23 protein-coding genes are annotated in these 22,691 nt (G+C 70.7%); 10 read left to right on the plus strand and 13 right to left on the minus strand.

Features of this window, described 5'->3' with window-relative positions; genetic code table 11:
- The 3 genes from E1292_RS29095 to E1292_RS29105 form a co-directional block, all read right to left on the minus strand.
- The coding region (locus tag E1292_RS29095; RefSeq protein ID WP_246090420.1) for a protein kinase family protein at nt 1-2,138 on the minus strand (2,138 nt) is incomplete at its 3' end.
- Between the two features lie 97 nt (nt 2,139-2,235).
- Nucleotides 2,236-2,790 carry a GNAT family N-acetyltransferase gene (locus tag E1292_RS29100; RefSeq protein ID WP_132598632.1) on the minus strand — a complete coding sequence of 185 codons (555 nt, stop codon included), beginning with the start codon at nt 2,788-2,790 and terminating at the stop codon, nt 2,236-2,238.
- Between the two features lie 12 nt (nt 2,791-2,802).
- Nucleotides 2,803-3,312, minus strand: coding sequence for a shikimate kinase (locus E1292_RS29105; protein ID WP_246090413.1), 510 nt, complete (start codon nt 3,310-3,312; stop codon nt 2,803-2,805).
- Between the two features lie 37 nt (nt 3,313-3,349).
- Here E1292_RS29105 and E1292_RS29110 point away from each other — a divergent pair, with 37 nt between their 5' ends.
- The gene (locus E1292_RS29110; RefSeq protein WP_132598634.1) at nt 3,350-3,631 is read left to right on the plus strand and encodes a hypothetical protein; all 282 of its coding nucleotides are present in this window, start codon (nt 3,350-3,352) and stop codon (nt 3,629-3,631) included.
- A gap of 12 nt (nt 3,632-3,643) precedes the next feature.
- A complete protein-coding gene (locus E1292_RS29115) occupies nt 3,644-4,027 on the plus strand; it encodes a ChaB family protein (protein WP_132598636.1) in 384 nt (127 codons plus the stop codon).
- A 200-nt stretch (nt 4,028-4,227) separates the two neighbouring features.
- Here E1292_RS29115 and E1292_RS29125 read toward each other — a convergent pair whose 3' ends face one another.
- The 3 genes from E1292_RS29125 to E1292_RS29140 form a co-directional block, all read right to left on the minus strand.
- Entirely contained in the window at nt 4,228-6,054 is a 1,827-nt protein-coding gene (locus tag E1292_RS29125; protein WP_132598638.1) for a transketolase, read from the minus strand.
- Nucleotides 6,055-6,321: 267 nt separating this feature from the next.
- Complete coding sequence (locus E1292_RS29135; protein WP_132598642.1) at nt 6,322-7,335, minus strand: SDR family oxidoreductase; 1,014 nt, start codon at nt 7,333-7,335, stop codon at nt 6,322-6,324.
- A 7-nt stretch (nt 7,336-7,342) separates the two neighbouring features.
- Complete coding sequence (locus E1292_RS29140) at nt 7,343-7,600, minus strand: hypothetical protein (RefSeq protein WP_132598644.1); 258 nt, start codon at nt 7,598-7,600, stop codon at nt 7,343-7,345.
- 174 nt (nt 7,601-7,774) lie between these two features.
- Between E1292_RS29140 and E1292_RS29145 the strand changes: the two genes are divergently transcribed.
- The 3 genes from E1292_RS29145 to E1292_RS29155 are packed head-to-tail and all read left to right on the plus strand — an operon-like array spanning nt 7,775 to nt 9,725.
- Nucleotides 7,775-8,707: a DNA topoisomerase IB gene (locus E1292_RS29145; RefSeq protein ID WP_246090414.1), complete on the plus strand. Its 933-nt coding sequence runs from the start codon at nt 7,775-7,777 to the stop codon at nt 8,705-8,707.
- 45 nt (nt 8,708-8,752) lie between these two features.
- Nucleotides 8,753-9,001, plus strand: coding sequence for a BON domain-containing protein (locus tag E1292_RS29150; RefSeq protein ID WP_132598646.1), 249 nt, complete (start codon nt 8,753-8,755; stop codon nt 8,999-9,001).
- Nucleotides 8,985-9,725, plus strand: coding sequence for a metallophosphoesterase family protein (locus E1292_RS29155; RefSeq protein WP_181958311.1), 741 nt, complete (start codon nt 8,985-8,987; stop codon nt 9,723-9,725). The genes E1292_RS29150 and E1292_RS29155 overlap by 17 nt, the downstream gene beginning before the upstream one ends.
- 165 nt (nt 9,726-9,890) lie before the next feature.
- Here E1292_RS29155 and E1292_RS51420 read toward each other — a convergent pair whose 3' ends face one another.
- The gene (locus E1292_RS51420; RefSeq protein ID WP_165959640.1) at nt 9,891-10,040 is read right to left on the minus strand and encodes a GPGG-motif small membrane protein; all 150 of its coding nucleotides are present in this window, start codon (nt 10,038-10,040) and stop codon (nt 9,891-9,893) included.
- A 108-nt stretch (nt 10,041-10,148) separates the two neighbouring features.
- Entirely contained in the window at nt 10,149-10,634 is a 486-nt protein-coding gene (locus E1292_RS29160) for a DUF1360 domain-containing protein (RefSeq protein WP_132598648.1), read from the minus strand.
- Between the two features lie 94 nt (nt 10,635-10,728).
- On the opposite strand from E1292_RS29160, the gene E1292_RS29165 reads away from it, so the two are divergent.
- Complete coding sequence (locus E1292_RS29165) at nt 10,729-11,325, plus strand: nucleotidyltransferase (protein ID WP_132598650.1); 597 nt, start codon at nt 10,729-10,731, stop codon at nt 11,323-11,325.
- 24 nt (nt 11,326-11,349) lie between these two features.
- Here E1292_RS29165 and secA2 read toward each other — a convergent pair whose 3' ends face one another.
- The 4 genes from secA2 to E1292_RS29185 all read right to left on the minus strand — a co-directional run bounded on the left by secA2 (nt 11,350) and on the right by E1292_RS29185 (nt 16,766).
- A complete protein-coding gene (gene secA2, locus E1292_RS29170) occupies nt 11,350-13,533 on the minus strand; it encodes an accessory Sec system translocase SecA2 (protein WP_132598652.1) in 2,184 nt (727 codons plus the stop codon).
- Between the two features lie 137 nt (nt 13,534-13,670).
- Nucleotides 13,671-14,567: a DMT family transporter gene (locus E1292_RS29175; protein ID WP_132598654.1), complete on the minus strand. Its 897-nt coding sequence runs from the start codon at nt 14,565-14,567 to the stop codon at nt 13,671-13,673.
- A gap of 217 nt (nt 14,568-14,784) precedes the next feature.
- On the minus strand, nt 14,785-15,600 hold the full coding sequence (locus tag E1292_RS29180) for an SAM-dependent methyltransferase (RefSeq protein ID WP_132598656.1): 816 nt from the start codon (nt 15,598-15,600) through the stop codon (nt 14,785-14,787).
- Nucleotides 15,601-15,674: 74 nt separating this feature from the next.
- Nucleotides 15,675-16,766 carry an acyltransferase family protein gene (locus E1292_RS29185; protein WP_132598658.1) on the minus strand — a complete coding sequence of 364 codons (1,092 nt, stop codon included), beginning with the start codon at nt 16,764-16,766 and terminating at the stop codon, nt 15,675-15,677.
- A gap of 158 nt (nt 16,767-16,924) precedes the next feature.
- Here E1292_RS29185 and E1292_RS29190 point away from each other — a divergent pair, with 158 nt between their 5' ends.
- From E1292_RS29190 to E1292_RS29205, 4 genes are all read left to right on the plus strand, one after another.
- Nucleotides 16,925-17,269 carry a PRC-barrel domain containing protein gene (locus E1292_RS29190; RefSeq protein ID WP_132598660.1) on the plus strand — a complete coding sequence of 115 codons (345 nt, stop codon included), beginning with the start codon at nt 16,925-16,927 and terminating at the stop codon, nt 17,267-17,269.
- A gap of 109 nt (nt 17,270-17,378) precedes the next feature.
- Nucleotides 17,379-17,753 (plus strand): VOC family protein, encoded by a 375-nt coding sequence (locus tag E1292_RS29195; RefSeq protein WP_132598662.1) that lies wholly within the window; start codon nt 17,379-17,381, stop codon nt 17,751-17,753.
- 166 nt (nt 17,754-17,919) lie between these two features.
- The gene (locus E1292_RS29200; RefSeq protein WP_246090415.1) at nt 17,920-18,849 is read left to right on the plus strand and encodes a DMT family protein; all 930 of its coding nucleotides are present in this window, start codon (nt 17,920-17,922) and stop codon (nt 18,847-18,849) included.
- Nucleotides 18,850-19,019: 170 nt separating this feature from the next.
- Complete coding sequence (locus tag E1292_RS29205) at nt 19,020-21,377, plus strand: right-handed parallel beta-helix repeat-containing protein (RefSeq protein ID WP_165974792.1); 2,358 nt, start codon at nt 19,020-19,022, stop codon at nt 21,375-21,377.
- Nucleotides 21,378-21,431: 54 nt separating this feature from the next.
- Here the strand turns inward: E1292_RS29205 and E1292_RS29210 are convergent, their stop codons facing one another.
- The gene (locus E1292_RS29210; RefSeq protein ID WP_132598666.1) at nt 21,432-22,643 is read right to left on the minus strand and encodes an FAD-dependent monooxygenase; all 1,212 of its coding nucleotides are present in this window, start codon (nt 22,641-22,643) and stop codon (nt 21,432-21,434) included.
- Nucleotides 22,644-22,691 lie beyond the last annotated feature (48 nt).

Consider the following 22,691-nt stretch of genomic DNA (forward strand, 5'->3'; position numbering starts at 1 on the left):
GTGGAGGGCGGGGCCGTGGCGGTGGTCAGCGGGCCGGAGGGTTGGGAGCGCTGCGCGCGGGTGGCGGCGCGGCCGGCGGCGACGAGCGTGACCCCCTCGCGCCCCGCCACGGCCAGCGTGGCCCCGTCGGGACTGAACGCGAGGGCGGGCGCCGCGGCATCCGGGCCGGTGAGCGGCTGGACCTCGATCGTCCCCGTCCGGGTCTTCGGCGCCAGCTCCCACAGCTCGACCCGCCCGTCCAGCCGGGAGAACGCCGCCCTGGACCCGTCCCGGGCGAGCGCCACCGTGCGGTCGGCGACGTCGAACAGCACCTGCGACCCCCGGTAGACCCGGGTCCTGCCGGCCCTGGTGATCGTGAACGTGGCGGTCGGGGACGGCGGCCGGCCGGTCGCCACGTCGAAGGGCCGCCCACCTGCCCCCTCCGCGTAGCGCCCGTCGTCGCTCAGCGCCACGCTCCCCGCCGGAAGCCGGTACGAGGCGAGCCGCCGCCCCCGGGGCACGTCCCAGACGGTGACCGTGCCGGTGTCCCACCGGATCAGCTCGTCCCCGCGCAGCAGGTAGCGAGCCCGCAGGTCGGCGGCCGGGTCGGTGAACACGCCCAGCTCCGGCTGGACGAGCGAGGCCTGCAGCGCCGCCCGCGCCTCGAAGACGGGCGACAACCGCCAGGCGGCCACGCTGAGCCGCATCGCCGTGCGCGGGTCGCTCGACCGCATCGCCTCGGCCCTGGCGGCCACCACCCGCGCGTCGGCGTCGAGGAGCCGGCCGCGCAGGTCGTTCTGGCCGTACACGGACACCACGGACATCGTCACCGCTGCGGCCAGCAGTGCGCCGAGCGTCGCCATGGAGGGGGTGAGGAGCTTCCTGCGCTGTTTGGACAGGGCCACGCTGTCGTTGATGAAGTCGCGTTCGAGCTGGTTGAGCCGTAGGTGGCGGCGCTTGGTCGCGGCCCAGCCGAGCGCCGTGTCGAGGGCCTCGCCGCGCAGGAGCCGGCTCCGGCCCCGGTGGTGCTCGGACCACTGCCGGGCGGCCACCCGGATCCGGCGGTGCACGTGCATGCTCTCGCGCTCGTCCGCGGCCCAGCCGCGCAGCCTGGGCCAGGCGCGGTAGAGCGCGGCGCTGGCCGGGGCCACCCGGTCGTCGCTGAGGGCCACGAGCTTGCCCATGGACGTCTCGACCGGCGCCACGCGCACGCTCCGGCGTACCAGCAGGCCGGCGTCCATGAGCGGGCCGAGCACGTCGCCCTCGTCGTGCGGGTTGTCCCCGTCGAGCAGGCGCAGCAGCAGCCCGGGCACCTCCTCCTGCTGGCGGGGCGTGAGCGACTGGTAGACCTCCTCGGCCACCTCGCCGAGCGAGCGGGGGCGCGCGTGGCCCTGCGGGGGCCGCAGCACGTCTCCGGCCCCCACCAGCAGCTCGGCCGCCACCGGCCGGTCGGCGGGATCCTTGGCCAGAGCCCGTCCGACCAGACCGCGCAGGGGCTCGGGCAGGTCGCTCAGGTCAGGGTCGAAGGTGAGCAGCCGGTGCATGATGCCGCCCAGGCTCTCGCCGCAGAACGGATCGCGCCCGGTGGCCGCGTACACCACCACCGCGCCCCAGGCGAACACGTCGGCCGGCGCGCCCGCCTCCTCCCCGGTCAGGACCTCGGGAGCGAGGTACGTGTACGTCTCGCCGACCGGCCGGCAGGCGGGCAGGCCGAGCTCGATCACCTTGAGACCTTCGGCGGCCAGGAGCACGCTCTCCGGGTTGATCCCCTGGTGTGTCAGCTTCTCCTCGTGCAGCGCGTCCAGCGCGGCCCCCAGCGAGGCGGCCAGCGCGAGCAGCTCGTCGCCTTCGTACGGCCCGTGCAGGGCGACCGCCTGCCGCAGGTCGGGCCCGTCGACGAACTCGCTCACCACATAGGGGACTCCGCCGTCGACCCCCGCGTCGACCACCTCGGCCAGGTGGCGGCAGGTCACCCGCTCGAACCGGCGCCCCGCCTCGCCCCGCGACTCGGGCTCCGCCTCGCCGCGCGGCACCGTGACGGCGAACCTGTGCCCGTCGTCGTCGTAGGCGTCGTAGACGACGCCGCGCCCGCCCGCGCCGAGCCTGGCGGCCAGCCAGTAGCCGCCAAGCCTCTCGGGGTCACCCGGCACCAAGCGCATCGTCACTGATGCTTAGATGCACGACACCGTCCAATGGTTGTCCGAAATGACGCGACAGGTCCCCCGCGCGCCTCGGGGGACCCATGCGTCAAGATCATTATGCCAGGCTTCCGGATCTTGCCTGCCACCCGGGGCGGAGCATCGCCATGATCATGCAGTCGTGCCATGCGCCGTCCCACAGCAAGGCGTCACGTTTCACGCCCTCCTCCACGAAGCCGATCTTCTTGTAGACGTGTCGTGCCCGGTCGTTGAAAGCGTAGACCTCCAGCTCGATCCGGTGCAGCGGGGTCGTCCCGAAGGCGTGTCCGAGGACCAGCTCGATGGCCTCCGTGCCGTAGCCCTTGCCGAACGCCCGTGGGCCGATCAGCGCGATGCGCAGGTTGCACGACAGGTTAGCGGGATCCAGCGCGTTGAGGACCACCTCGCCCGCGTAACCGTCGCCGGTCATGATCGCCAGGTCGAGCCGGTCGGCGTGCTGCGCCCGGCTCGCGCACCATCGGCGGGCGCCCTCGAAGTCGAACTCGCCGTGCGAGCCCGTCAGCCGTCGCACCTCCGGGTCGCGAACCAGCTCGTAAAGGCCTTCTGCGTGCTCTGGACCGACCTGGCGCAGCGTCACGCGCGGGCCCTTCAGCACGGGTTTCTCGGCGAACATCCCCTTTGGCTATCAGTCGCGATCACCGGCGGGCAAACCCATTTCCCGCACCACCTCGTCACGCACCTGCTCGGGGGTGAGCTCACCGACGTCGCAAACCGTGTCCGCCACCTCACGGAAATAGCGTTCGCGGCGGGCCCGCATGGCGGCCGGGTCGAAATCGGGGCGGTGATCGCTCGAACGCATCCGTTCGGCCAGCACCTTGTCGGGGGCGTCGACCCAGACCACGAACGCGGCCCGCATGGCCGCCCGGACCTCGGGGTCCTCGACCGTGCTCGCCGCCGCCGCGATCACCTTGGGCGGGCCGGCCAGTTCGAGCAGCACGTGTTCGGCCTCGTAGAGGTGCAGCGCGGCCGCGCCCTCGCGGGCGGCGATCTGCGCGGCGGTGCCGCCGTACCTCGCCTTGAGGAACGGATCGCTGTCGCTGAACTCCAGCCCCAGCGCCTCGGCGATCAGCACGCCCGCCGTCGTCTTGCCCGATCCCATGAGCCCGATCACCACGACTGGTTTGTTTTTCGACATGTGGATAGAGGTCCTTCGTGTTAAGGAGGTAAATCAGATGACCATCGCCGGAAGCATCATCCTCATCATGCTCGGTGCGATCCTCACCTGGGCCGTCGAGTTCGACCTCGCCGGCCTCGACATCAACGTAGTGGGTCTGGTCCTCATGCTCGGAGGCCTGGTCGGACTCGGGTTCGGCATCTACCGGATCAGCGTCACCCGCCGGGCGGTCGGCCCCATCGACGAGCCGGTCCACCGTCACGAGATCTACGAAGAGCCCGAGACCAGGAAGACGACCGTGTACGAGGAACGGCGTCACTACGACGAACCACCGCTGTAGGAGGTAAGCGACATGCCAGCAGTCGAAGAACTGCCGTCGACCATCAGGCGCTCGCCGAAGAAGGCACAGAACACGTGGATCAAGGCGCACGACTCGGCAGTGCAGGAGTACGGCGAGGGGCGGCGCGCCCACATGACGGCGTTCGCGGCGCTGAAGCACTCCTTCGAGAAGGTCGGCGACCACTGGGAGCCGAAGTCGAAGAAGGGTCCTTCCGACAAGGGCGCCACGGACCGGTCCGGCAGGACGGCCGAGGGCGTCGACGCCAACGCCAGCAAGGAACACCTGCAGAGCGTGGCCGCCAAGCTGGGCGTGCGCGGCCGCTCGAAGATGACCAAGCAGGAGCTGGTGTCGGCCATCAAGAAGGCCAACAGGAAGGCCACGGCGAAGGCTCGCTGACCAGCGCGCAGACCGGAGGCGGCCGGCTCGTCACGAGGCCGGCGGGAGAGCGAGGCGGCACCGCGCCGCCCCCCTCGACCGCCGGCCTTACCGTTGCCCGCAGCCCGATCAGCCGCAGCCCGATCAGCCGCAGCCCGATCAGCCGCAGCCCGATCAGCCGCAGCCCGATCAGCCGCAGGCCGGCCAGCCGCGGGCCCCGCTCACAGCAGCCGCTTGACGGCCTCCACGATCGCGCGGCGGTCGATGCCGGCGTCGGCGAGCTGCTCCTCCGGCTTCGCGGACCCCGGCAGCTCGGTCACGGCAAGCTTCACCACTCTCGGCCCGAGCTCGCTGACGGCGTCCAGCACCGCGTCACCCAGCCCGCCTTCGAGCCGGTGATCCTCCACCGTGATCAGGTTGCCCGTGGTGGTGGCCGCCTCCACCAGCACCGCCGAGTCGACCGGCTTGACCGAGTACAGATCGATCACCCCCACGGGAACTCCTGACGTCTCCAGCTCGCCGGCGGCCGCCAGCGCCTCGTGCACGGTCACCCCGGCGGCCACGATCGTGGCCCGGTCGCCGCTCGACTGCCGCAGCACCCGCGACCCGCCGACGGGGAACCGCTCGCCCGGCGGGTAGATCACCGGCGTGCTCCCGCGCGTGGTACGCAGGTAGGACACGCCCTCGACGCCGGCCATCTCGATGATCAGCGAGGCCGTCTGGTTGGCGTCGCACGGGTAGAGCACGGTGCTGCCGTACAGGGCCCGCATCATGGCCAGGTCCTCCAGCCCCATCTGTGACGGGCCGTCCTCACCGATCGACACCCCGGCGTGCGACCCGATGAGCCGGATCGACGCCCGGCTGACCCCGGCCATCCTGATGAAGTCGTGCGCCCTGGTCAGGAACGCCGCGAACGTGGCGGCGTAGGGGGTCCACCCGCGGATCTGCATCCCGACGGCGGCGGCGACGAGTTGCTGCTCGGCGATGTACATCTCGAAGAACCGCTCGGGGAAGCGCTGCGCGAACGCCTCGGTCTTGGTGGAGTCGGCCACCTCGCCGTCCAGCGCCACGACGTCGCCGCGGGCCGCGCCGAGCGCCGCCAGCGCCTCTCCGTACGCCGTCCGCGTCGCGACCTGCTCGCCCACCTCGTACGCGGGCGGCTCCAGCGGGCCGGAATCGAAGCGGTACGGTTCGGCGGTCTCGTCCGGCTTGCGCACGGTGACGCGTACGTCCCGGGGCCCGCCCAGCTCGTCGACGGCCTGGTCGGCGTCCTTGAGCGGCTTGCCGTGGGCGCCCTCGCGGTTCTCGACCTCCAGCACGCCCTCGCCCTTGCGGGTCTTGGCCAGGATGACGGTGGGGCGCCTGCGCGTCTTGCCGGCGTCCTGCAGCGCGTAGTCGATCTCCCCGGGGTCGTGCCCGTCGATCTCGATCGTGTGCCAGCCGAACGCCGAGAAGCGCCGCGCGTACGCGCCCGTGTCCCACCCGTGCCGGGTCGGCCCTCTCTGCCCGAGCCTGTTGACGTCCACGATCGCGGTCAGGTTGGCCAGGCCCTCGCCGCCCGCGTGCTCGGCGGCCTCCCAGATGGACCCCTCGGCGAGCTCGCTGTCGCCGCAGAGCACCCACACCCGGTACGGCATCCGTTCCAGCCGCCCGGCCATCGCCACCCCGACCCCCACCGGCAGCCCCTGCCCGAGCGACCCGGTGGCCACGTCCACCCAGGGCAGCCGCGGCGTCGGGTGCCCTTCGAGCCGGCTCCCGCGCCGCCTGGACGTCAGGAGCTCCTCGTCACCGATGACACCGGCCGCCTTGTAGAGCGAGTACAGCAGGGGAGAGGCGTGCCCCTTGGAAAGGATCACGTGGTCGTTGGCCGGGTTGTCCGGCTGCTCGAAGTCGTAGCGGAGGTGTCTCGCGAACAGCACGGCCATCAGGTCGGCCGCGGACATGGATGACGTGGGATGTCCCGAGCCCGCCGCGGCGGCGGCGCGGACGGAGTCGACGCGCAGTTGCGCCGCCAGCTCCGCCAGATACTGCAGATCGTTTTCGGCCATCATGACCTCCTGGAGAGTTTCGGCCCGCCTACCCGCACCGGCCCGCTCGACGCGGGCGGCCCCGTGGTGTCTGGTCCCGTATGTCAGGCCCTGTCGCGTCAGGTCCCGCCTGTCGAGTCCTGTGGTGACAGGTGCTGTGGTGACAGAGCCTGTCGTGTCAGGCCCTGTGGGGTCAGGGCCTGTCGTGTCAGGCCCTGTGGGGTCAGGGCCTGTCGTGTCAGGCCCTGTGAGGTCGGGGCCTGTCGTGTCAGATGCTGTCGCGGACGGTCAGCGCCGGAGGCGCCGGCCGAGGGCGGCGCAGGCGGCGGCGGCCGTGCCCGCGGCCAGCGTGAGCAGGACCGGGCGGCGGTGCTGGGAGAGCCAGACCTGAGGGCTGTGCGCGTGGGAGCGCTGGTCGAAGGTGCCGTGGGCGCCGTAGTCCGTCGTCTCGTCGGCCGGGTCCCAGAGGTTGGACACGCCGCTGGGGGGCTCCTCGTCCGTCTGCTGCGAGTTGACTCCCGTCCGCGCCAGGTAGCGGTCCACCAGGGCCGGAGCCATGCGCTGGGCGAGGAGGGTGGCCGCGGTGCTCATCCCCACCCAGTACTCCTTGCGCTCCGGGTGCGCGGCGGCGTACACGATCGCCCGCGCCGCGACCTCGGGCTGGTAGATCGGGGGGACCGGCTGGGGGTGGCGGCGGAGCTTGGACAGCACCCACTCGAACTGGGGGGTGTTGACGGCGGGCAGCTGGACGAGCGTGACCTGGATGTCGCTCCCGTCCGCCAGCAGCTCCGTGCGGACCGACTCCGAGAAGCCCTTGATCGCGTGTTTCGCGCCGCAGTAGGCCGACTGCAGCGGGATGCCGCGCTGGGACAGCGCCGAGCCCGTCTGGACGATGGCGCCGGTGCCGCGCGGCCGCATCAGGTCGAGGGCCACCTTGGTGCCCCAGACGTAGCCCAGGTAGGTGACGGCCGTGGTGCGGCTGAACTCCTCAGGGGAGATGTCCGAAAATTTCGCAAAGACGGAGGAGAAGGCGGTGTTGATCCACACCGAGATCGGCCCCATCTCCGCCTCGATCCTCTCGGCGGCCTTGCGCACCTCGTCGTAGTCGGCGACGTCCGCCTCGTAGACCTGCCCGCTGCCGCCCTCGACCCCCACGTCCACCGCGGCCGCGCCCAGCCCGGTCGTGCCTCTGGCGATCAGGGCCACCCTGGCCCCCTGCCGTCCGAGTTCGCGGACGACCGCGCGCCCGACCCCGCCGCTCGCGCCCGTCACCACCACTACTCGCCCGCTCAACTGCGCCATGTCGAGATCAGCCCGCCTCTCCGTCGCTCCGCTGCTTCTGGCGGCGTACGGCCAGCGTGATGTCGATCACTGTGAGCACCGCCAGCACCACGGCGATGCCCGTCATGACCGGGGCGCGCGCGATGAGCCCGAGCACCGCGAACGCGAACAGGAACACCAGCAGGAACGAGCCCACCCTGATGTGCACCACGTCGCGTGGGGTGGCGGGCACCATGGCGTGGCCCCTGCGGGACTTTTCCTCGTGCCACTCTCCGTGTTCAGACATGCCGCTCACCTGCCCGTGCCGTTTGCGGCGTAACGTCCTGGGTAGCCGGGCCCGGTGCCCGAGCCTGACCCGAACGTGGACCCGCGACCCCGCCCCGGCTGTCCCGACCTGCGGCCCAGCGACCAGAACGAGCCTGGGATCGTACGCCGGCGGTGTGGCCGGGGATTCTCCTATGTGGCCCCGGACGGCCGGCGGGTGCGCGACCCCGCCACGGTGGAGCGGATCAAGGCGCTGGCGATCCCCCCGGCCTGGAGCGACGTGTGGATCTGCGCCTCGCCCGACGGGCACCTGCAGGCGGTCGGTACGGACGCGGCCGGGCGCAGGCAGTACCGCTACCACGACGTGTGGCGCGAGCAGCAGGACCGGGAGAAGTTCGACCGGGTGCTGGAGGTGGCCGAGCGGCTGCCCGCGTTCAGGAAGGCCGTGGACGACCAGCTCCAGGGCCGCGGCCTGACCCGGCAGCGGGTGCTGGCCGCCGCCGCCCGCCTGCTCGACATCGGCTTCTTCCGCATCGGCGGCGAGAGCTACGACACCTACGGGCTGGCCACGCTCAGGATGGAGCACGTCACCTGCGCGCGCGGCGTCGTCGTCTGCTCCTACCCGGCCAAGGGCGACATCGCCCGCGAGGTCGAGCTGGCCGATCCCGGGGCGTGCCGGGTGCTCAGGGCGCTCAAGGCGCTCGGGGAGGACGGCGAGCTGCTGCGCTACCGGCACGCGGGCGGCTGGAGCGACATCAGGAGCGAGGACATCAACGACTACCTCCGCGAGACCATCGGGTACGAGGTCACGGCCAAGGACTTCCGCACCTGGCACGCCACGGTGCTGGCCGCCGTGGGGCTGGCGGTGTCCAGGCCCGCCGGCGCGGAGGGGCGGACGAAGAAGCAGAAGGCGATCGTGCGCGTGATGCGCGAGGTCGCCGAGTACCTGGGCAACACCCCCACCGTGGCGCGCGCCTCGTACGTGGATCCGCGCGTGGTCGAGGCGTACGAGCGGGACAGGACCGTCACGGCGGTGCTGACCGAGCTCGGGGCCGACGCCGACTTCGGGCAGCTGGCCACGGCGGGCACGGTGGAACGGGCGGTTATAGACCTCATTCGTGCCGTTTGACGGGTTCTGTACCCGGGAATGCGGCGACAGGAGAAGGAGGCAGCGATGGAAGCTCCGCAGTACGTCGCGGCCCGCGTCCAGCAGGCGCTGGCCGAGGACGGGCGCACCAACGAGCTGGGCATCCGCGTCGACATCAGAGGCGACCAGCTGTTCCTGCGCGGGCAGGTGAGCGAGGCCGAGCAGCGCACGCGGCTCGGCCAGGTGGCGCACGAGACCGCGCCCGAGCTCCATGTGCACAACGAGATCAACATCGTGGACGCCACCGAGCCAGGGGAGGATGAGCATCTTGACTGACCTGCGCATCGCCGCAGTGGGCGACATTCACCTGGGCGAGGACGGCAGGGGCCACTACCGGCGCAGGCTGGAGGGCATCGAGGAGCGCGCGGACGTGTTCATGCTCGCGGGCGACCTCACCAGGCACGGCACGCTGCAGGAGGGCAAGGTGGTCGCCGATGAGCTGCGCGACCTGCCGATTCCGGCTGTCGCGGTGCTCGGCAACCACGACTACCACTCCGACCTGCAGGACGAGATCGCGGAGGAGCTCCGCGACGCCGGCGTGATCGTGCTCGACGACGACGGCGTCGTGCTCCAGTGCGGCGAGAAGAAGCTGGGGGTCGTCGGCGGGAAGGGCTTCGGCGGCGGGTTCGCCGGCAAGTGCGCCAGCGAGTTCGGCGAACGCGAGATCAAGAACTTCGTCGCCCACACCCGCCACATCGCCGAGGCGTGGAAGGTCGCGCTGAAGGAGATCGTGGCCGACGAGCGCGTGGTGCTGTCGCACTACTCGCCTATCAAGGAGACGCTGGAGGGCGAGCCGCCGGAGATCTACCCCTTCCTCGGCAGCTATCTCCTGGCGGAGGCCGTCGACACGGCCGGCGCGGATCTGATCTTCCACGGGCACGCGCACAAGGGCAGCGCGAAGGGCATGACCCCGGGTGGCATCCGGGTGCGTAACGTGGCCCTGCCGGTGCTGGGCCGGGCGTACGGCGTTTACTGCCTCGAGTGCGAGGACGGGTTCTGACCCGAAGGTCGAAGGCCACCGTCCATCAGGACGGTGGCCTTTTCATACCCCTTCAGGCCTTTCATCATTTATTGCGTTATTCCGGTAAAGCGGGTGGACCGCTGGACCGTTCTCGGGGATCGGCCCAGCGGTCGGGTCGTGCGGGGAGCCATCCGGGTGGCGCCCCTAGACATTGAAGATGCTGACCCCGCCAGGCCCGACCAGGAAACCGAGCACGATGAGCACGATCCCCCACAGGAGGTCGCGCCGGGCGAGGATCACGTAGATCCCGGAGATGACGAGAATTACCGCGATGATCCAGAGCAAAGTAGCCATGACTCCGCCTCTGCCCTGAGGGGTGGCCGCTTAACATGTTTTTCCGCTAGGGCGCCGACGGGAGAAACATATGGCATTCCGTTATCGGCCCGGAGACCTCGGCGTGATTCATGAGGCCGACTTCATCAGCTTCGCGTAGGCGAGCTGCAGCCAGTCGGAGATCGCCACCGCGGTCATCGTCGCCCCCACGAGCCGGGTGACCTTGGGCGCCAGCACCAGCCCGGCGGCGTACGCGGTGGCCACCCACTGCGACAGGCAGAACGGGCAGGCGAGCAGCTCGCCCACCGGGCCGCGGGGCTTCTCCTGCACCTCGGCGGGCCCGCCGCCGCCCTTGTAGCGGGTGAACGGCGCTCGGAGCGGGCTGGTGACAGGGTCCTTCGCCAGCCGCCGCGACACCTTGTGCGTGCAGGCCGCCATGAGCAGCACGTCCATCACCGCCACGCGGTCGGGGGCCCGCCGTCCCGCCAGGGCCGCCGCGGTGGTCGCCACCGCCACCGTGCCGCCGTACGCGCCGAGGATGCCGAGGTAGCCGCCGAGCGGACGGTCGTGGTCACCGCCATAGGCCTGTTCGGTCTTCTCCAGGATTTCGGTCATAGCATCTCGCTCTGCCCCCAGGCCCAGGCCGTACTCGCCAGAGAGGCCTTATAGCACAACGCCTATTGGAGGTCCGTGTGGGTAGCCCGAAACCATGAGCAGCCACGGTCACGCGGTCACGGACGCGATCCTCGACACGCTCAAGCGCGCCAGCTCCGGGTTGAAGGACGCCGGAGTGAAATTCGCGCTGGCCGGCGGCTGCGCCGCCTATGCCAGAGGAGCCGCGCCGTCGCTGCACGACGTGGACTTCGTGGTCACCGAGCACGACGTGCCCGCCGCCCTGGAGGCGCTGCGCGGGCTGGGCTTCCAGACGGCCAAGCCGCCGGAGGACTGGCTGGTCAAGGCGTACGACGAGGGCCGCCTGGTGGATCTGATCTTCCGGGTGTCGGACCTGGCGATCACCGACGAGCTGCTCGACAGGGCCGAGCCGCTGAAGGCGTCGGCGGTGATCGTCCCCGTGCTGGAGGCCACCGACCTGGTGATCTCGTGGCTGCTGCCGCTGTCGGAGCACGCCTGCGACTATGGCGCGCTGCTGTCGCAGGTGCGCGCGCTGCGCGAGCAGGTCGACTGGCCGCGGGTCGCGGCCGTGGTCGAGGACTCGCCGTACGCGATGACCTTCCTCACCCTGCTGGAGCGGCTGGGCGTGCTGGAAGGACCGGTCGTGCCGTCGGGCGACCCCAAGTGGCCCTGATCGGCCATCCCCCTTGCGGCGCGCTCAGCCGCGCCGGGTGGCGGCGGTGACGCGCTTGAGGATGCGGTCCCACTCCGTGCCGAACGGGTTGTCCTGCACGAGGTAGGTCCACGTCGCCGCGGGCCGCCGCAGATCGGGCTCAGGCGCCTCGAACGACTCCAGCGAGCGCCGCTCCACCTCGGCCAGCAGCGACTTGTATTCGGCCACCGCCTCCCTCTGGAACTCGTCGACCGGGCTCATCCGGCCCAGCGCGCGCAGGTGGATGCCCTCGCGCAGGTCGGTCAGGAACGCCAGGTGCTCGGTCCAGCAGCGGTCGAGCGCGTGCAGGACGATCTGGCGGGCCGTCTCGTCACGGGTGTCCTCGGGCAGTGACTCCCAGCGCTCGGAGTCGGCCTTCGCCAACGCTTTGGAGGCGGCGTCGCCGTGCAGGACCTTGTCACGCCACTCGAGGATGAGCTCGCGCTGGTGCTCCAGCAGGCGGGTGTAGCGCCACGTGTTGCGGTGGATCTCCAGGTTGACGCCCTCGGCGACGCGCTGGGCGTGGCCGACGAGGTAGGCCCCGCGCCGGTGGCGGACGACGCCGTCGGGGTCGGCCGCGGGCGGCCGCTCGTCCGGGATGAACTGGGTGATCAGATCGTCCTGCATGCTGACGAAGAAGACGGAGCCGCCCGGGTCGCCCTGGCGGCCCGCCCGGCCGCGCAGCTGGTCGTCGAGCCGGCTGCTGGCGTGGCGGCCGGACCCGATCACGTAGAGGCCGCCCAGCTCGGCCACGCCCCCGCCGAGGCGGATGTCGGTGCCGCGGCCGGCCATCTGGGTGGAGACCGTGATGGCGTCGCGCTCGCCGGCCTTGGCGATGATCGCGGCCTCTTCCGCGTCGTTCTTGGCGTTGAGCACCACCGGCTCCAGGCCGCGCCGCTGGAGGAGCTTGGCCAGGTTTTCCGACTCGGCCACGTCGAGCGTGCCGATGAGGATGGGCCGGCCGGTGGCGTGCACCTCCTGGATCTCCTCGACCAGGGCGGCGTCCTTGTCGGGGACGGTCGGGTAGATGCGGTCGAGCTCGTCGGTCCTGACACACGGCCGGTTGGGCGGGATCACCGCGACCTTGAGGCCGTAGAACTCGCCGAGCTGCTCGCTGACGGCCACGGCCGTGCCGGTCATGCCGCAGATCTGCGGATAGCGGCGGATGAGGCCCTGCACGGTGATCGAGTCGAGGATCTCGCCCTTCTCGCTCGGCGGCAGCGCCTCCTTGGCCTCCACGGCCGCCTGCAGGCCGTCGGGCCAGCGCTGCAGCAGCGCCACCCGGCCGCGCGATGGGTTGATGAGCTGCACCTTGCCGTCGCGCACGATGTAGTCGACGTCGCGGGCGAGCAGGGCGTGGGCGTGCAGGGCCAGGTTGAGCTCGATGAGGGTGCCGGGCTCGTGCTCGTCGTAGAGCTCGACGCCCAGCAGGTTTTCCACGCTGTCGGCGCCCTTGGGCGTCAGGTAGACGTTGCGCGCCTGCTCGTCGATCTCGTAGTGGTAGCCGCGTACGAGCTGCCTGACCAGCGCCGCCATCTCCGGCACCGCGTTGCCGGGGTCGGCCGCGCCGGCCATGACCAGCGGCACGCGCGCCTCGTCGACGAGCACCGAGTCGGCCTCGTCGACCAGCGCCACCTCGGGCGCGGGCACGATCAGCTCGGCGGCGTCGGTGCGCAGCCGGTCGCGCAGCACGTCGAACCCGATCTCGCTGACCGGGCCATAGGTGACGTCCTTCGCGTACGCCTCGCGCCGCTCCTCAGGCGTGGAGTTCTGGCCGATCCAGCCCACGCTGACGCCGAGCGAGGCGTAGAACGGCCCCATCCACTCGGCGTCGCGCCGGGCGAGGTAGTCGTTGACGGAGATCACGTGGACGCGCTTGCCCTGCAACGCGTAGCCGGCCGCGGCCATGGCGCCGGAGAGCGTCTTGCCCTCGCCGGTCGCCATCTCCGCGACCTTGCCGTCGAGCAGGGCCAGCGTGCCCAGCAGTTGCACGTCGTACGGGCGCAGCCCCAGCTCGCGGTCCGCGGCCTCGCGCGCGATGGCGCAGAACCCGGCCAGATCGTCCATCTCCGGCGCGGGCAGCTCGTCGAGCTCGCCGATCTTGGCTGCTAGCGCTCCGGCGGCCTTGACGATCTTCTGGTAGGGGGCCAGAGGCACTCCGCCTGGGCGATCCAGCAGGTTCCTCAGCATTCCCGAAATTGACGCCACAGTTCCTCCAACGCACGCTTCGCCGAGACCGTTCCCTCGGCCAAGGGATACGGCAAGCGCCGCCGTACCGGACCTTAACTCATCCGGCGGCCTGTACCGTCACAACGCTCCCGCCCGAGTCACCCCGCTTCGGCCCGGAGAGCGAGCACTGTCACCGCGGCCAGCAGCAGGGCGCAGCCGGTCCAGGCGAGTGGCGTGAGCCGCTCCCCGAACAGCGCCACGCCGAGCAGCGCCGCGCCCACGGCCTCGCCCAGCGAGATGATCGCGACCGTGGTGGCCCGCAGCGCGGTCAGCGCCACGAAGTACAGCGCGTACGCGAGCGCCGTCGGCACCGCGCCGAGATAGATCAGCAGTCCCATGGACGACCAGCTCATGTCCGGCACGACGCCTTCCGCCAGCGCGAACGGCGCCAGGCACACCGCGGCCACGGCGAACCCGCCGATGGCCGTGCTCCGCGGGTCGCGGTCGTTGTGCCGCCGCGACAGCAGCGTCACCCCGGCGTACCCGGTGGCGGAGGCCAGCGCGAAGGCGACGCCGGCGGCCGGGGAGGCCGGCGCGCCCTCGCCTGAGGGGGCCGCGGCGCCGAGCGCGGGCTCCATCGTCAGCAGGACGAGCCCGGTCAGCGCCGCGGCCAGCGCGAGGAGCGCGCCGCGGCCGAGCCGCTCGCGCAGGAAGAGCCGGCTGCCCACGGCCGTGATGACGGGCGTCGCGCCCATGGTCACCACGGTGGCGACGGCCACGCCCGAGTGGGCGATCGCGGCGAAGTAGGCGGTCTGGTAGACGGCCATGCCGGCCCCGACCGGCAGGACCCGCCAGTCGAGGTGGTCGGCCAGGAGGAAGCGGCGGACGATCACCAGGAGGAACGCGGCGCCGAGGAGGTGCCGCCACAGGGACACGCCGACGGGGCCGAGATGGCCGGCCTGGAAGAGCAGCGAGCCGGCGGCGCCGCCGGTGCCCCAGGCGGTCGCGGCCATGGTCACGTAGAGGGCGCCCCGCCGCGCGGAGACATGGGTCATGACAGATTGCTCCGGATGGAGTGGTTGGAATGGGCCCGGCGTGCGGGCAGCAACCACTCACGGATCCGTCAGACCCGTGAAACGTGAGGAAAGCCGCCCGCTAGCGGGCGGGCGGGGGAGAGCAGATGAGCAGGCGTCGCGGCGGCATGCGGCCTACCCTACCGCCGCACGTCAGCGGCGGTCACCGGGTGCCGGGGGCGCGTGTCGGGTGCGGGCCTCACGGCTTGCGGGCCACGCCGCCCAGCAGCAGCTCCTCCCACGGCGCCAGCGGGCCGGGGATGCGCTCGTCGGGGTGCCACTCGGGGAAGTGCACGACTCCCGGCTCCACCAGCACCAGGCCGTCGAAGAACGCGGTGATGGCCGCGCGCTCGCGGAAGAAGCCGGCGCCCATGGTGGCCTGCAACATCACCTCCAGCGCCTTGGCCTTGGGGTTGGCGGAGGCGAGCATGTTGGAGGCGGCGAGGTAGCTGCCCGGCGCCAGCGCCGACATGTACCGCCTGACCAGGGCGTGGGGGTCCTCCTTGTCGGGGAAGAGGTGCAGCAGCCCGATGGCCATGATCGCCGTCGGCTGCGACAGGTCGATGAGGCCGCGCAGGACCGGGTGGCCGAGCACGGCGTCGAGGTCGCGGGCGTCGGCGGTGATGGCGCCCGCGTGGGGGTTGTCGCCCAGCAGGGCCCGTGCGTGCGGTTCCACCATGGGGTCGATGTCGACGTAGACGACCTTGCACGCGCGGTCGGCGAACTGGGCGACCTCGTGGGTGTTCTCGACCGTGGGCAGCCCGGCGCCCAGGTCGATGAGCTGCCTGATGCCGGCCTCGCGGACCAGGAAGTCGACCACCCTGCCGATGAAGGCGCGGTTGCACCAGACGAGGTCGACCACCTCGGGCACCGTGTCCTTGAGCTTGCGGGCCACCGAGCGGTCGGCGGCGTAGTTCTCCATGCCGCCGAGCAGCGCGTCGTGCACGCGTGCCACGCTCGGCTGCTTGGGATCCACACCGGGTGGAGCCCACTCCGGCTCGTCGGTCTCACTCATCCGGCCCCCTTCACGCGGATCGTATCCGCACCTGGAGCCCCGACGCCCCGCGTGCCGGCCGGTTGTCAGAAGAGTCAGCTCATCCGGTCGGACATCTCGCGCTGGGCGTGCCTGGGGACGTGAGCAGGCGCGCGACCCGACAGCATGGCCTTCATCCGGGGCGCGAGCGGCCGCTCGACGAACTTGTACACCAGGTACGCGGCGGCGAGCATGACCACGATCAGCCCGCACAGCAGCACGTACTTGTTGACCGAGTCGCCCATCCTGGTGAAGATCACGAAGCCGACGTGCGCGTGCAGCAGGTAGAGCGGGTACGTCAGCGCGCCGGCCGTCACCAGCCACGGCTTGCCCAGCCACCGGGTGGCGCGCAGGGCGATGAGCGTCATGACAAGGAAGAGCAGCACGACCACGGTGATGATCACGGCGTGCGAGTACGTCACGGAGTACCGTTCGCCGACGGCGTCGGCGTAACCGATGGCCCGGTAGATGGCGTTGCCCAGGCAGATCGGCACCAGCAGGGCGATCTGCACGTTCATCCCGAACCTGTAGAGCATGAACAGCGCCATGCCGGCGATGAAGTAGTGGGAGAACTCCGACTGCACGACCAGGTCGGCGATCCCCGGCAGCAGCCCTGCCTCGACCAGGATCGTCAGCCCCAGCCAGGCCCACAGCCCCACCATGACCCGGGTCCGCGTCATGCCGATGAAGGTGAAGGCCAGGATGAGGAAGTAGAACCGCATCTCGGCCCAGAGCGTCCAGTAGACGACGTCCACGTTCGCGATGTTCGGCACCGACTGGAACATCGTCAGGTTGGCCAGCACCTGCGGCAGGCTCACCTCGAACACGCCCTGGCCCAGCGTCACGGTCACCACGCTGGTGACGGCGATGCCCACCCAGTACGCGGGATAGAGCCGCACGACGCGCGAGACCACGAACGCGCGCGGGGTCCTGCCCCAGGCGCTCATCAACACCACGAAGCCGCTGACCAGGAAGAACAGGTCCACGCCCAGGTAGCCGTACTTGGACCAGGCGCTCTCCGCGGCGAAGACGACCGGGCTGTGGTCGCCGGCCCAGCCGGAGAACGTGTAGTGGAACAGCACGACGCAGAGCGCCGCCAGTAGCCGGAGGCCGTCGATCTCGTAAAGACGGTCTGAGCTAGTTGGCATTTTTATCACCCTTCTTGTCCTAGAAGAGGGTGGCGTAGACCGCTTGCTGACTAATGGATGATCGCTAGCTGTTAACCGCTTTGTTACCGGTTTACGGAGCTCTGTTCGGGTAGCGGAGGAGAGCCCGAGAAAGACGGAAGAGGAGAGGACGAGTTCCCATGGAGCTCTGGGACTACCGACCTGACGTCTACGACCGTGGCAGGAGCCTGGATCTCGCGGGCTTCCGCGTCCAGGCGACCGACGGGAAGATCGGGACCGTCGACGAGGCGACGTACGAGGTCGGCGGGAGCTACATCATCGTCGACACCGGCCCCTGGATCTTCGGCAAGAAGGTCATGCTCCCGGCGCAGGTCGTCACGAGCATCGATCCGCAGGAGCGCGACGTGCACGTGGCGCGCACCAAGGCCGAGATCAAGGACGCGCCCGAGTTCGACGAGGGCACGTTCAAGGAGCCCGAATACCGGACCCGGCTGGGTGACTACTACGGCCGCTTCCCCGGGTGACTCCGTGTCGTGACGGGAGGGCCGCGTCCGAACCCGGGCGCGGCCCTTCGCCGTACCTCTCCTCCGTACCTGACAGAAGATGGCAGGTACGGCTGGAACGCTGGACCCCATGACGACGAAAGCGAAGCTCCTGGCGGTCACCCTCGACTGCGCGGAGCCCAGGAAGCTGGCCGCGTTCTACCACGAGGTCACCGGGCTGGACATCCAGTACTCCGAGGACGAGTACGCGGCCGTGGGCGACGGCACCACGAACATCTACTTCGGCAGGAACCCCGACCGCGAGCCGGCCGCCTGGCCGGGCCCGGCCAAGCAGTTCCACCTCGACTTCCGGGTGCCGGACGTGGACAAGGCGGTCGGCGAGTACATCGCGCTGGGCGCGACCAGGCCCGATTTCCAGCCGGGCGTCACCGAGGAGGGCACGGGCTGGGTGGTCCTGCAGGACCCGGAGGGCCACCTCTTCTGTGTCTGCCCCGAGCGTTCCTAGCGCGGGCCGGCAGGGCCTGACCGGGCTCAAGAATGAGGCACATGTTCGTGCTGTTCAAGATGGGTTCAAGCGGATTTATCAGCCTAAAGGTGGATTCTAGAAGCTCGCTGGGCTCATAAGCTGGAGCAATGCCTCTGAAAGGACGCCTGCTCCTGCGCGGGCCGCGATGACCTGGGTCGGCCTGCTGATCGCTCTGGCCGGCGCGCTGGGCTACGCGCTCGGCGCCGCGCTGCAGCAGTACGAAGCCGTGTCCGAGGGCGCCTCGCTCCGGCTGGTGCGACGCCCTCGCTGGTGGATCGGCGGCATCATCGGGTTCACCGGCGCGTGCCTGCACGCGGTGGCGCTCAGCTTCGCCCCGCTGGTCGCCGTCCAGCCGATCAGCGTCGCCACCCTGGTGTTCGCGGTGCCGCTGGCGGCGTTCCTGTACGGCCGCAGGCCGTATCGAGCGGAGATCCTCGGATCGATCGCCGTGGCGGTGGGCCTGCTCTGGCTCATGATGCTGGTGCCGGAGCACAACGTGCCGCCACACCTGAGCGACGGCGCGGCCATCGGGTTCCTCGCCGTGATCGGGCTGGTCACCCTGGTCACGCAGCTGATGGCGCGCCGGGTGCACGGCGCGGCCAGGGCCGCGCTGCTCTCGGTGGGCGCGGGGGCCGTCACCGCGAGCGTGTCCACGTTCGTCCGCGTGGTCGGCGGCGGCCTGCAGGGCGACTGGGGGCGGCTGGTCCACTGGTTCACCCTCGCCGTGCCCCTGCTGCTGGTCTGCGCCGTCGTGCTGCTCCAGCGCTCGTACGCGGTCGGCTACTTCGGCATCGCCTACGCGGGCGTGCAGGTCGTCGACCCCATCACCTCCGTGCTCGCGGGCGCGATCCTGCTCGGCGAGCCGCTGCCCACGGCCCCGTCCACGGCGATCCCCGCCCTGCTGGCCGGCGCGCTGACCATCGGCGGCACGATCACGCTCGGCCGCCTGGCCCCTGACCACCGCCCGGCCCCGGGGAGCGGCCCGGAGGACAGTCCGGCGGACAGCACGGTGGCCGGCGGGGCGGACAGCGAACCGGCGTCCCTCCCCGTGTCGGCGACGTCAGAGGCGAACTGAGACGCGGCTTCCTGGCAGCCTTCCCGGCGGGCGGCCACCCGCATTGGTCAAACGGTTGAATTGGCATGGCCTGCAGGGTTACGGTGCTTCGGCGATGACCCTTGTGGTCTGTCACATTGCAGCGGCGGCCCTGGAACGAGCGGAGTGGCACGAGCATGCCGAGAAGATCGATGGGTGTCCTGATCGCGTCCGTCCTGGTGGTCACGGCGGCCGGAGCGCCGGCGTCGGCGGAACCCGGCTTACCCACCGGCAAGACCGTTGTCTACGTGGCCAAGGACGGCAAAGAGGGCGCCACCGGTACGGAATCCGATCCGTTCGCGACGGTCGAGCAGGCCCGCGACGCGCTGGCGGGACGGACGAGCGCGCGGCGGCCCGGCGTCGTCTACATCAGGGAAGGCGTCTACCAGACGTCCAGGACCATCCGGCTCAGCGGCGCGGAGCACTCCCACGTCACCTATGCCGCCCACCCGGGCGAGCAGGTCGAGTTCGCCGGCGTCACCACCCTCGACCCCGGCGACTTCCGCAAGCTGGGCGACGTGCCGGACGAGGCCAAGTGGTCGTCTAAGGCGCGCGTCCCCGACGCGGTGGCCGGCCAGGTCTACGTCTACGACCTGGGCGCCGCGGGCATCCCCGCCGGGGTGATCATGAAGAACGGGTTCAACTGGAAACCCCAGCCGTTCGCCCCCGAGCTGATCACCGACGACGCGACCCAGACCCTGGCGCAGTACCCGAACGGCGCGGAGAAGCTCGACAGCGCCGCCATCACCGTCAAGGAGGCGCCGAAGGGCGCCAGGGACTACTTCTCGGACAAGACCGAGGACGGCACCACCATGCCGTACGAGGACATGCTCAAGCTGCCGGGACCCGTCTACACCACCGTCGACGCCACGCTCAAGGAGCACTCCACCACCTGGGCGCCGCCGGAGGGCGGCAGCGGGGAGATCGACAACACGGTCCACGAGACCGACGGCTGGCTCTCCGGCTATTTCGGCAACAACTACGCCAACGACCGCGTCCGCATCGCCTCCGTCGACCCCGGCGAGGCGGAGCTGCGCACGACGTACCCCACGATGTACGCCGCCACCGACAAGTGGACGTCGTTCGTCGCCCAGAACGTGCTCAGCGAGCTCGACACCGAGGGCGAGTACTACATCGACCGCTGGAAGGACGCCGGCACCCTCTACTACTACCCGCCGGGCGGGACCGTCGAGGGCAAGGAGATCAGCCTGACGTCCTTCGACGCGCCCTTCTTCCAGCTGGAGAACGTGCGCGGCGTGACGCTCGAGGGCCTGAAGCTGAACGGCACCACCGGCACCGCCGTACGGCTGCTCGACGCGGAGTCGTGCACCGTCGACGGCCTGGAGATCCTCAACGCCAGCATGGACGCGGTCGCGATCGGCGAGGCCAACGACGCCATCACGGCCGTCGCCGAATACCGCACCAGCCGCGGCGGCCACCGCAACAAGGTGATCAACAGCCGGCTGCACGACCTCGGCGGCGGCGGGGTGTTCACGGCCGGCGGCGACCGCGACTCGCTGGAGCGCGGCGACCACGTCGTCGAGCACAACGAGATCTACGACTTCTCCAAGCTCGCCACCTACACCCCCGCCGGCTACATGTACGGCGTCGGCAACACCTTCCGCTACAACCACGTCCACGACGCGCCCCACATGGCGATCCAGATCATGGGCAACGACATGGAGATCAGTCACAACAGGTTCGAGCGGCTGGTGACGCACGCCTCGGACCAGGGCGTGATCTACGCGGGGCGCGACTACACGTACCTGAACAACGTGGTGGCGTACAACCTGTTCAAGGACATCGGCGCGGACGGCAACCAGGCCGTCTACATGGACGACGGCATGTCGGGGATGGTCGTGCGCCACAACGTCTTCGACAACGTCCAGCACGGCCTGTTCTTCCAGGCCGGCCACAGCAACGTCGCGTCGGACAACGTGTTCAAGGACGTGACCTACCTCGGGCACGACAAGCTCTACCACGAGGACGACCTGCCGGTGCCGAACTCGAAGGTCGTGGTCGAGCGCTTCAACGACATGCTGAAGCCCGGCGACGGCAGCGGCTTCACGAACACCAGGGAGAACATCGAGAAGTGGTACCGCCGTTACGGCAAGCAGTATCCGAACATCCGTGACTGGTACGTCCCGTCGAAGGCGAACGGCGAGCTCTGCACCTCGATCGACGCCGACGAGTGCACCGAGGCGTACGTGTGGACCGACCCCGACTCCCTGTACGTGCCGTCGCACAACGTGCTCACCCGGTCGGTCAGCATCGCGACGGGCGGCTTCGCCTACACCGACGACGCCGACGGGCTGAGCGTCAAGACCTTCAACCCGGACTTCGACTCGTACAACGTCAAGAAGGACAGCGCCGCCGCGTTCGCCTTCGACCCCGCCACGGGGAAGTTCGACGCCAGGGCCACGCCGCTCAACTCGGCCGAGGGGTTCGGCCCGAAATGGGTGCGCGAGTGGAACAGGACCTTCACCCTGGACGGCATCGGGCCCCGGTAGCGAGCCGGGGCCAGTGCGACGGAATCGTGAGGGGCCCGATGATCGGCGCCCGCCTCAGCCGTCGCTCGGGATGCTCGGCGCGTCGCTCCGGCCGGTCGCCGCCGGCGGGCGCCAGCCGAGCACGTCGTCCATGGAGCGCAGCATCAGGTCAGGGCTGAGCCGGGCGGCCGTGGACATCCCGAGGTCGCGCAGCCGCACGGCCAGCGGATGGCGGAGCCTGGTCAGCCGGTTGATGGTCATGGACTGGCGGACGATCCTCCACGTGCGGTCGAGGCGGGCGGCGGTGTAGGCGGGGAGCACGTCCTCGACCGCGGAGGAGCCGCCCGCCACGCAGGCCAGGACGACGGCGTCCTCGATCGCCTGGCAGGCTCCCTGGCCGAGGTTGGGCGTCATGGGGTGGGCGGCGTCGCCGGCGAACGCGACCCTGCCGCAGTGGAGGGCGGGCAGCGGCGTGCCGAACGAGAAGATGTCGTTACGGATGATCTTGGCCGGGTCGGCCGCCCGCAGCAGCGAGGGGATCGGCTCGTGCCAGTCGCCGAACCTGCGCAGCAGTTCCTCCCGCTCGTCCGCGTGGACGGCTCCGGCGGGGGACACGTCGGTCGCGTACACGTACACGGTGTCCTCGGCGTCCCCGGCCTTCCCGGTGTCTCCCGCCAGCAGGTGGACCCCGAAGACGAGCCCCTTCCCCCAGCTCTCCGTGCTCTGGATGGGCAGATCGGACCTGGGTATGAGAGCGCGCCAGGCCGTCACCCCGGAGTACACCGGGCCGGGATGGCGGGGGAAGAGCGCCCTGCGGGTCGCCGAGTGGATGCCGTCGGCGGCCACGACCAGATCGGCCTCCAGGTCGCCCTCCCCGGTGCGGACGACCCCGCCGGCGGCGTCCACGTCCGAGACGGTGATGCCAGGTCGCAGGTGGGCCCCGCCCAGGGCGTCGGCGAGCACGTCCATCAGCGCGGCCCGCGACATGACCACCATCGAGTCCCCGTAACGCGCCAGCGCGTCGTCCTCCGTGGTGTGCACGAGCCGCCGCCCATCGGGGCGGCGGATGCCCGCCTGTCCCTCGAACCTGCCGAGTTCGCGGATGCGATCACCGAGGTCGAGCGCGTCGAGCGCCTTCAACGCGTTGGGCGCGATCGCCAGCCCCGACCCCACGGGGGCGAGGTGGGGGGCCCGTTCGAGCACGGTCACGTCCCACCCCTTGCGGCGGAGCGCCACCCCTGCGGTCAGCCCGCCGACGCCCCCGCCGATCACCACGGCCTTCGGCATGTCCCTGCCTCCTTTACACTACGTCTGTAGTTTCTCTATACTACGCCT

Source organism: Nonomuraea deserti, from assembly GCF_004348685.1.
In the GTDB taxonomy this organism is placed as follows: domain Bacteria; phylum Actinomycetota; class Actinomycetes; order Streptosporangiales; family Streptosporangiaceae; genus Nonomuraea; species Nonomuraea deserti.

Coding starts and splice junctions, on each gene's coding strand:
- E1292_RS29185 (WP_132598658.1), bottom strand. CDS start 16,766: ATGCCAACTAGCTCAGACCGTCTTTACGAGATCGACGGCCTCCGGCTA.
- E1292_RS29195 (WP_132598662.1), top strand. CDS start 17,379: ATGACGACGAAAGCGAAGCTCCTGGCGGTCACCCTCGACTGCGCGGAG.
- E1292_RS29100 (WP_132598632.1), bottom strand. CDS start 2,790: ATGTTCGCCGAGAAACCCGTGCTGAAGGGCCCGCGCGTGACGCTGCGC.
- E1292_RS29135 (WP_132598642.1), bottom strand. CDS start 7,335: ATGGCGCAGTTGAGCGGGCGAGTAGTGGTGGTGACGGGCGCGAGCGGC.
- E1292_RS29150 (WP_132598646.1), top strand. CDS start 8,753: ATGGAAGCTCCGCAGTACGTCGCGGCCCGCGTCCAGCAGGCGCTGGCC.
- E1292_RS29180 (WP_132598656.1), bottom strand. CDS start 15,600: ATGAGTGAGACCGACGAGCCGGAGTGGGCTCCACCCGGTGTGGATCCC.
- E1292_RS29110 (WP_132598634.1), top strand. CDS start 3,350: ATGACCATCGCCGGAAGCATCATCCTCATCATGCTCGGTGCGATCCTC.
- E1292_RS29140 (WP_132598644.1), bottom strand. CDS start 7,600: ATGTCTGAACACGGAGAGTGGCACGAGGAAAAGTCCCGCAGGGGCCAC.
- E1292_RS29125 (WP_132598638.1), bottom strand. CDS start 6,054: ATGGCCGAAAACGATCTGCAGTATCTGGCGGAGCTGGCGGCGCAACTG.
- E1292_RS29205 (WP_165974792.1), top strand. CDS start 19,020: ATGGGTGTCCTGATCGCGTCCGTCCTGGTGGTCACGGCGGCCGGAGCG.
- E1292_RS29200 (WP_246090415.1), top strand. CDS start 17,920: ATGACCTGGGTCGGCCTGCTGATCGCTCTGGCCGGCGCGCTGGGCTAC.
- E1292_RS29160 (WP_132598648.1), bottom strand. CDS start 10,634: ATGACCGAAATCCTGGAGAAGACCGAACAGGCCTATGGCGGTGACCAC.
- E1292_RS29155 (WP_181958311.1), top strand. CDS start 8,985: ATGAGCATCTTGACTGACCTGCGCATCGCCGCAGTGGGCGACATTCAC.
- E1292_RS29175 (WP_132598654.1), bottom strand. CDS start 14,567: ATGACCCATGTCTCCGCGCGGCGGGGCGCCCTCTACGTGACCATGGCC.
- E1292_RS51420 (WP_165959640.1), bottom strand. CDS start 10,040: ATGGCTACTTTGCTCTGGATCATCGCGGTAATTCTCGTCATCTCCGGG.
- E1292_RS29115 (WP_132598636.1), top strand. CDS start 3,644: ATGCCAGCAGTCGAAGAACTGCCGTCGACCATCAGGCGCTCGCCGAAG.
- secA2 (WP_132598652.1), bottom strand. CDS start 13,533: ATGCTGAGGAACCTGCTGGATCGCCCAGGCGGAGTGCCTCTGGCCCCC.
- E1292_RS29190 (WP_132598660.1), top strand. CDS start 16,925: ATGGAGCTCTGGGACTACCGACCTGACGTCTACGACCGTGGCAGGAGC.
- E1292_RS29165 (WP_132598650.1), top strand. CDS start 10,729: ATGAGCAGCCACGGTCACGCGGTCACGGACGCGATCCTCGACACGCTC.
- E1292_RS29210 (WP_132598666.1), bottom strand. CDS start 22,643: ATGCCGAAGGCCGTGGTGATCGGCGGGGGCGTCGGCGGGCTGACCGCA.
- E1292_RS29105 (WP_246090413.1), bottom strand. CDS start 3,312: ATGTCGAAAAACAAACCAGTCGTGGTGATCGGGCTCATGGGATCGGGC.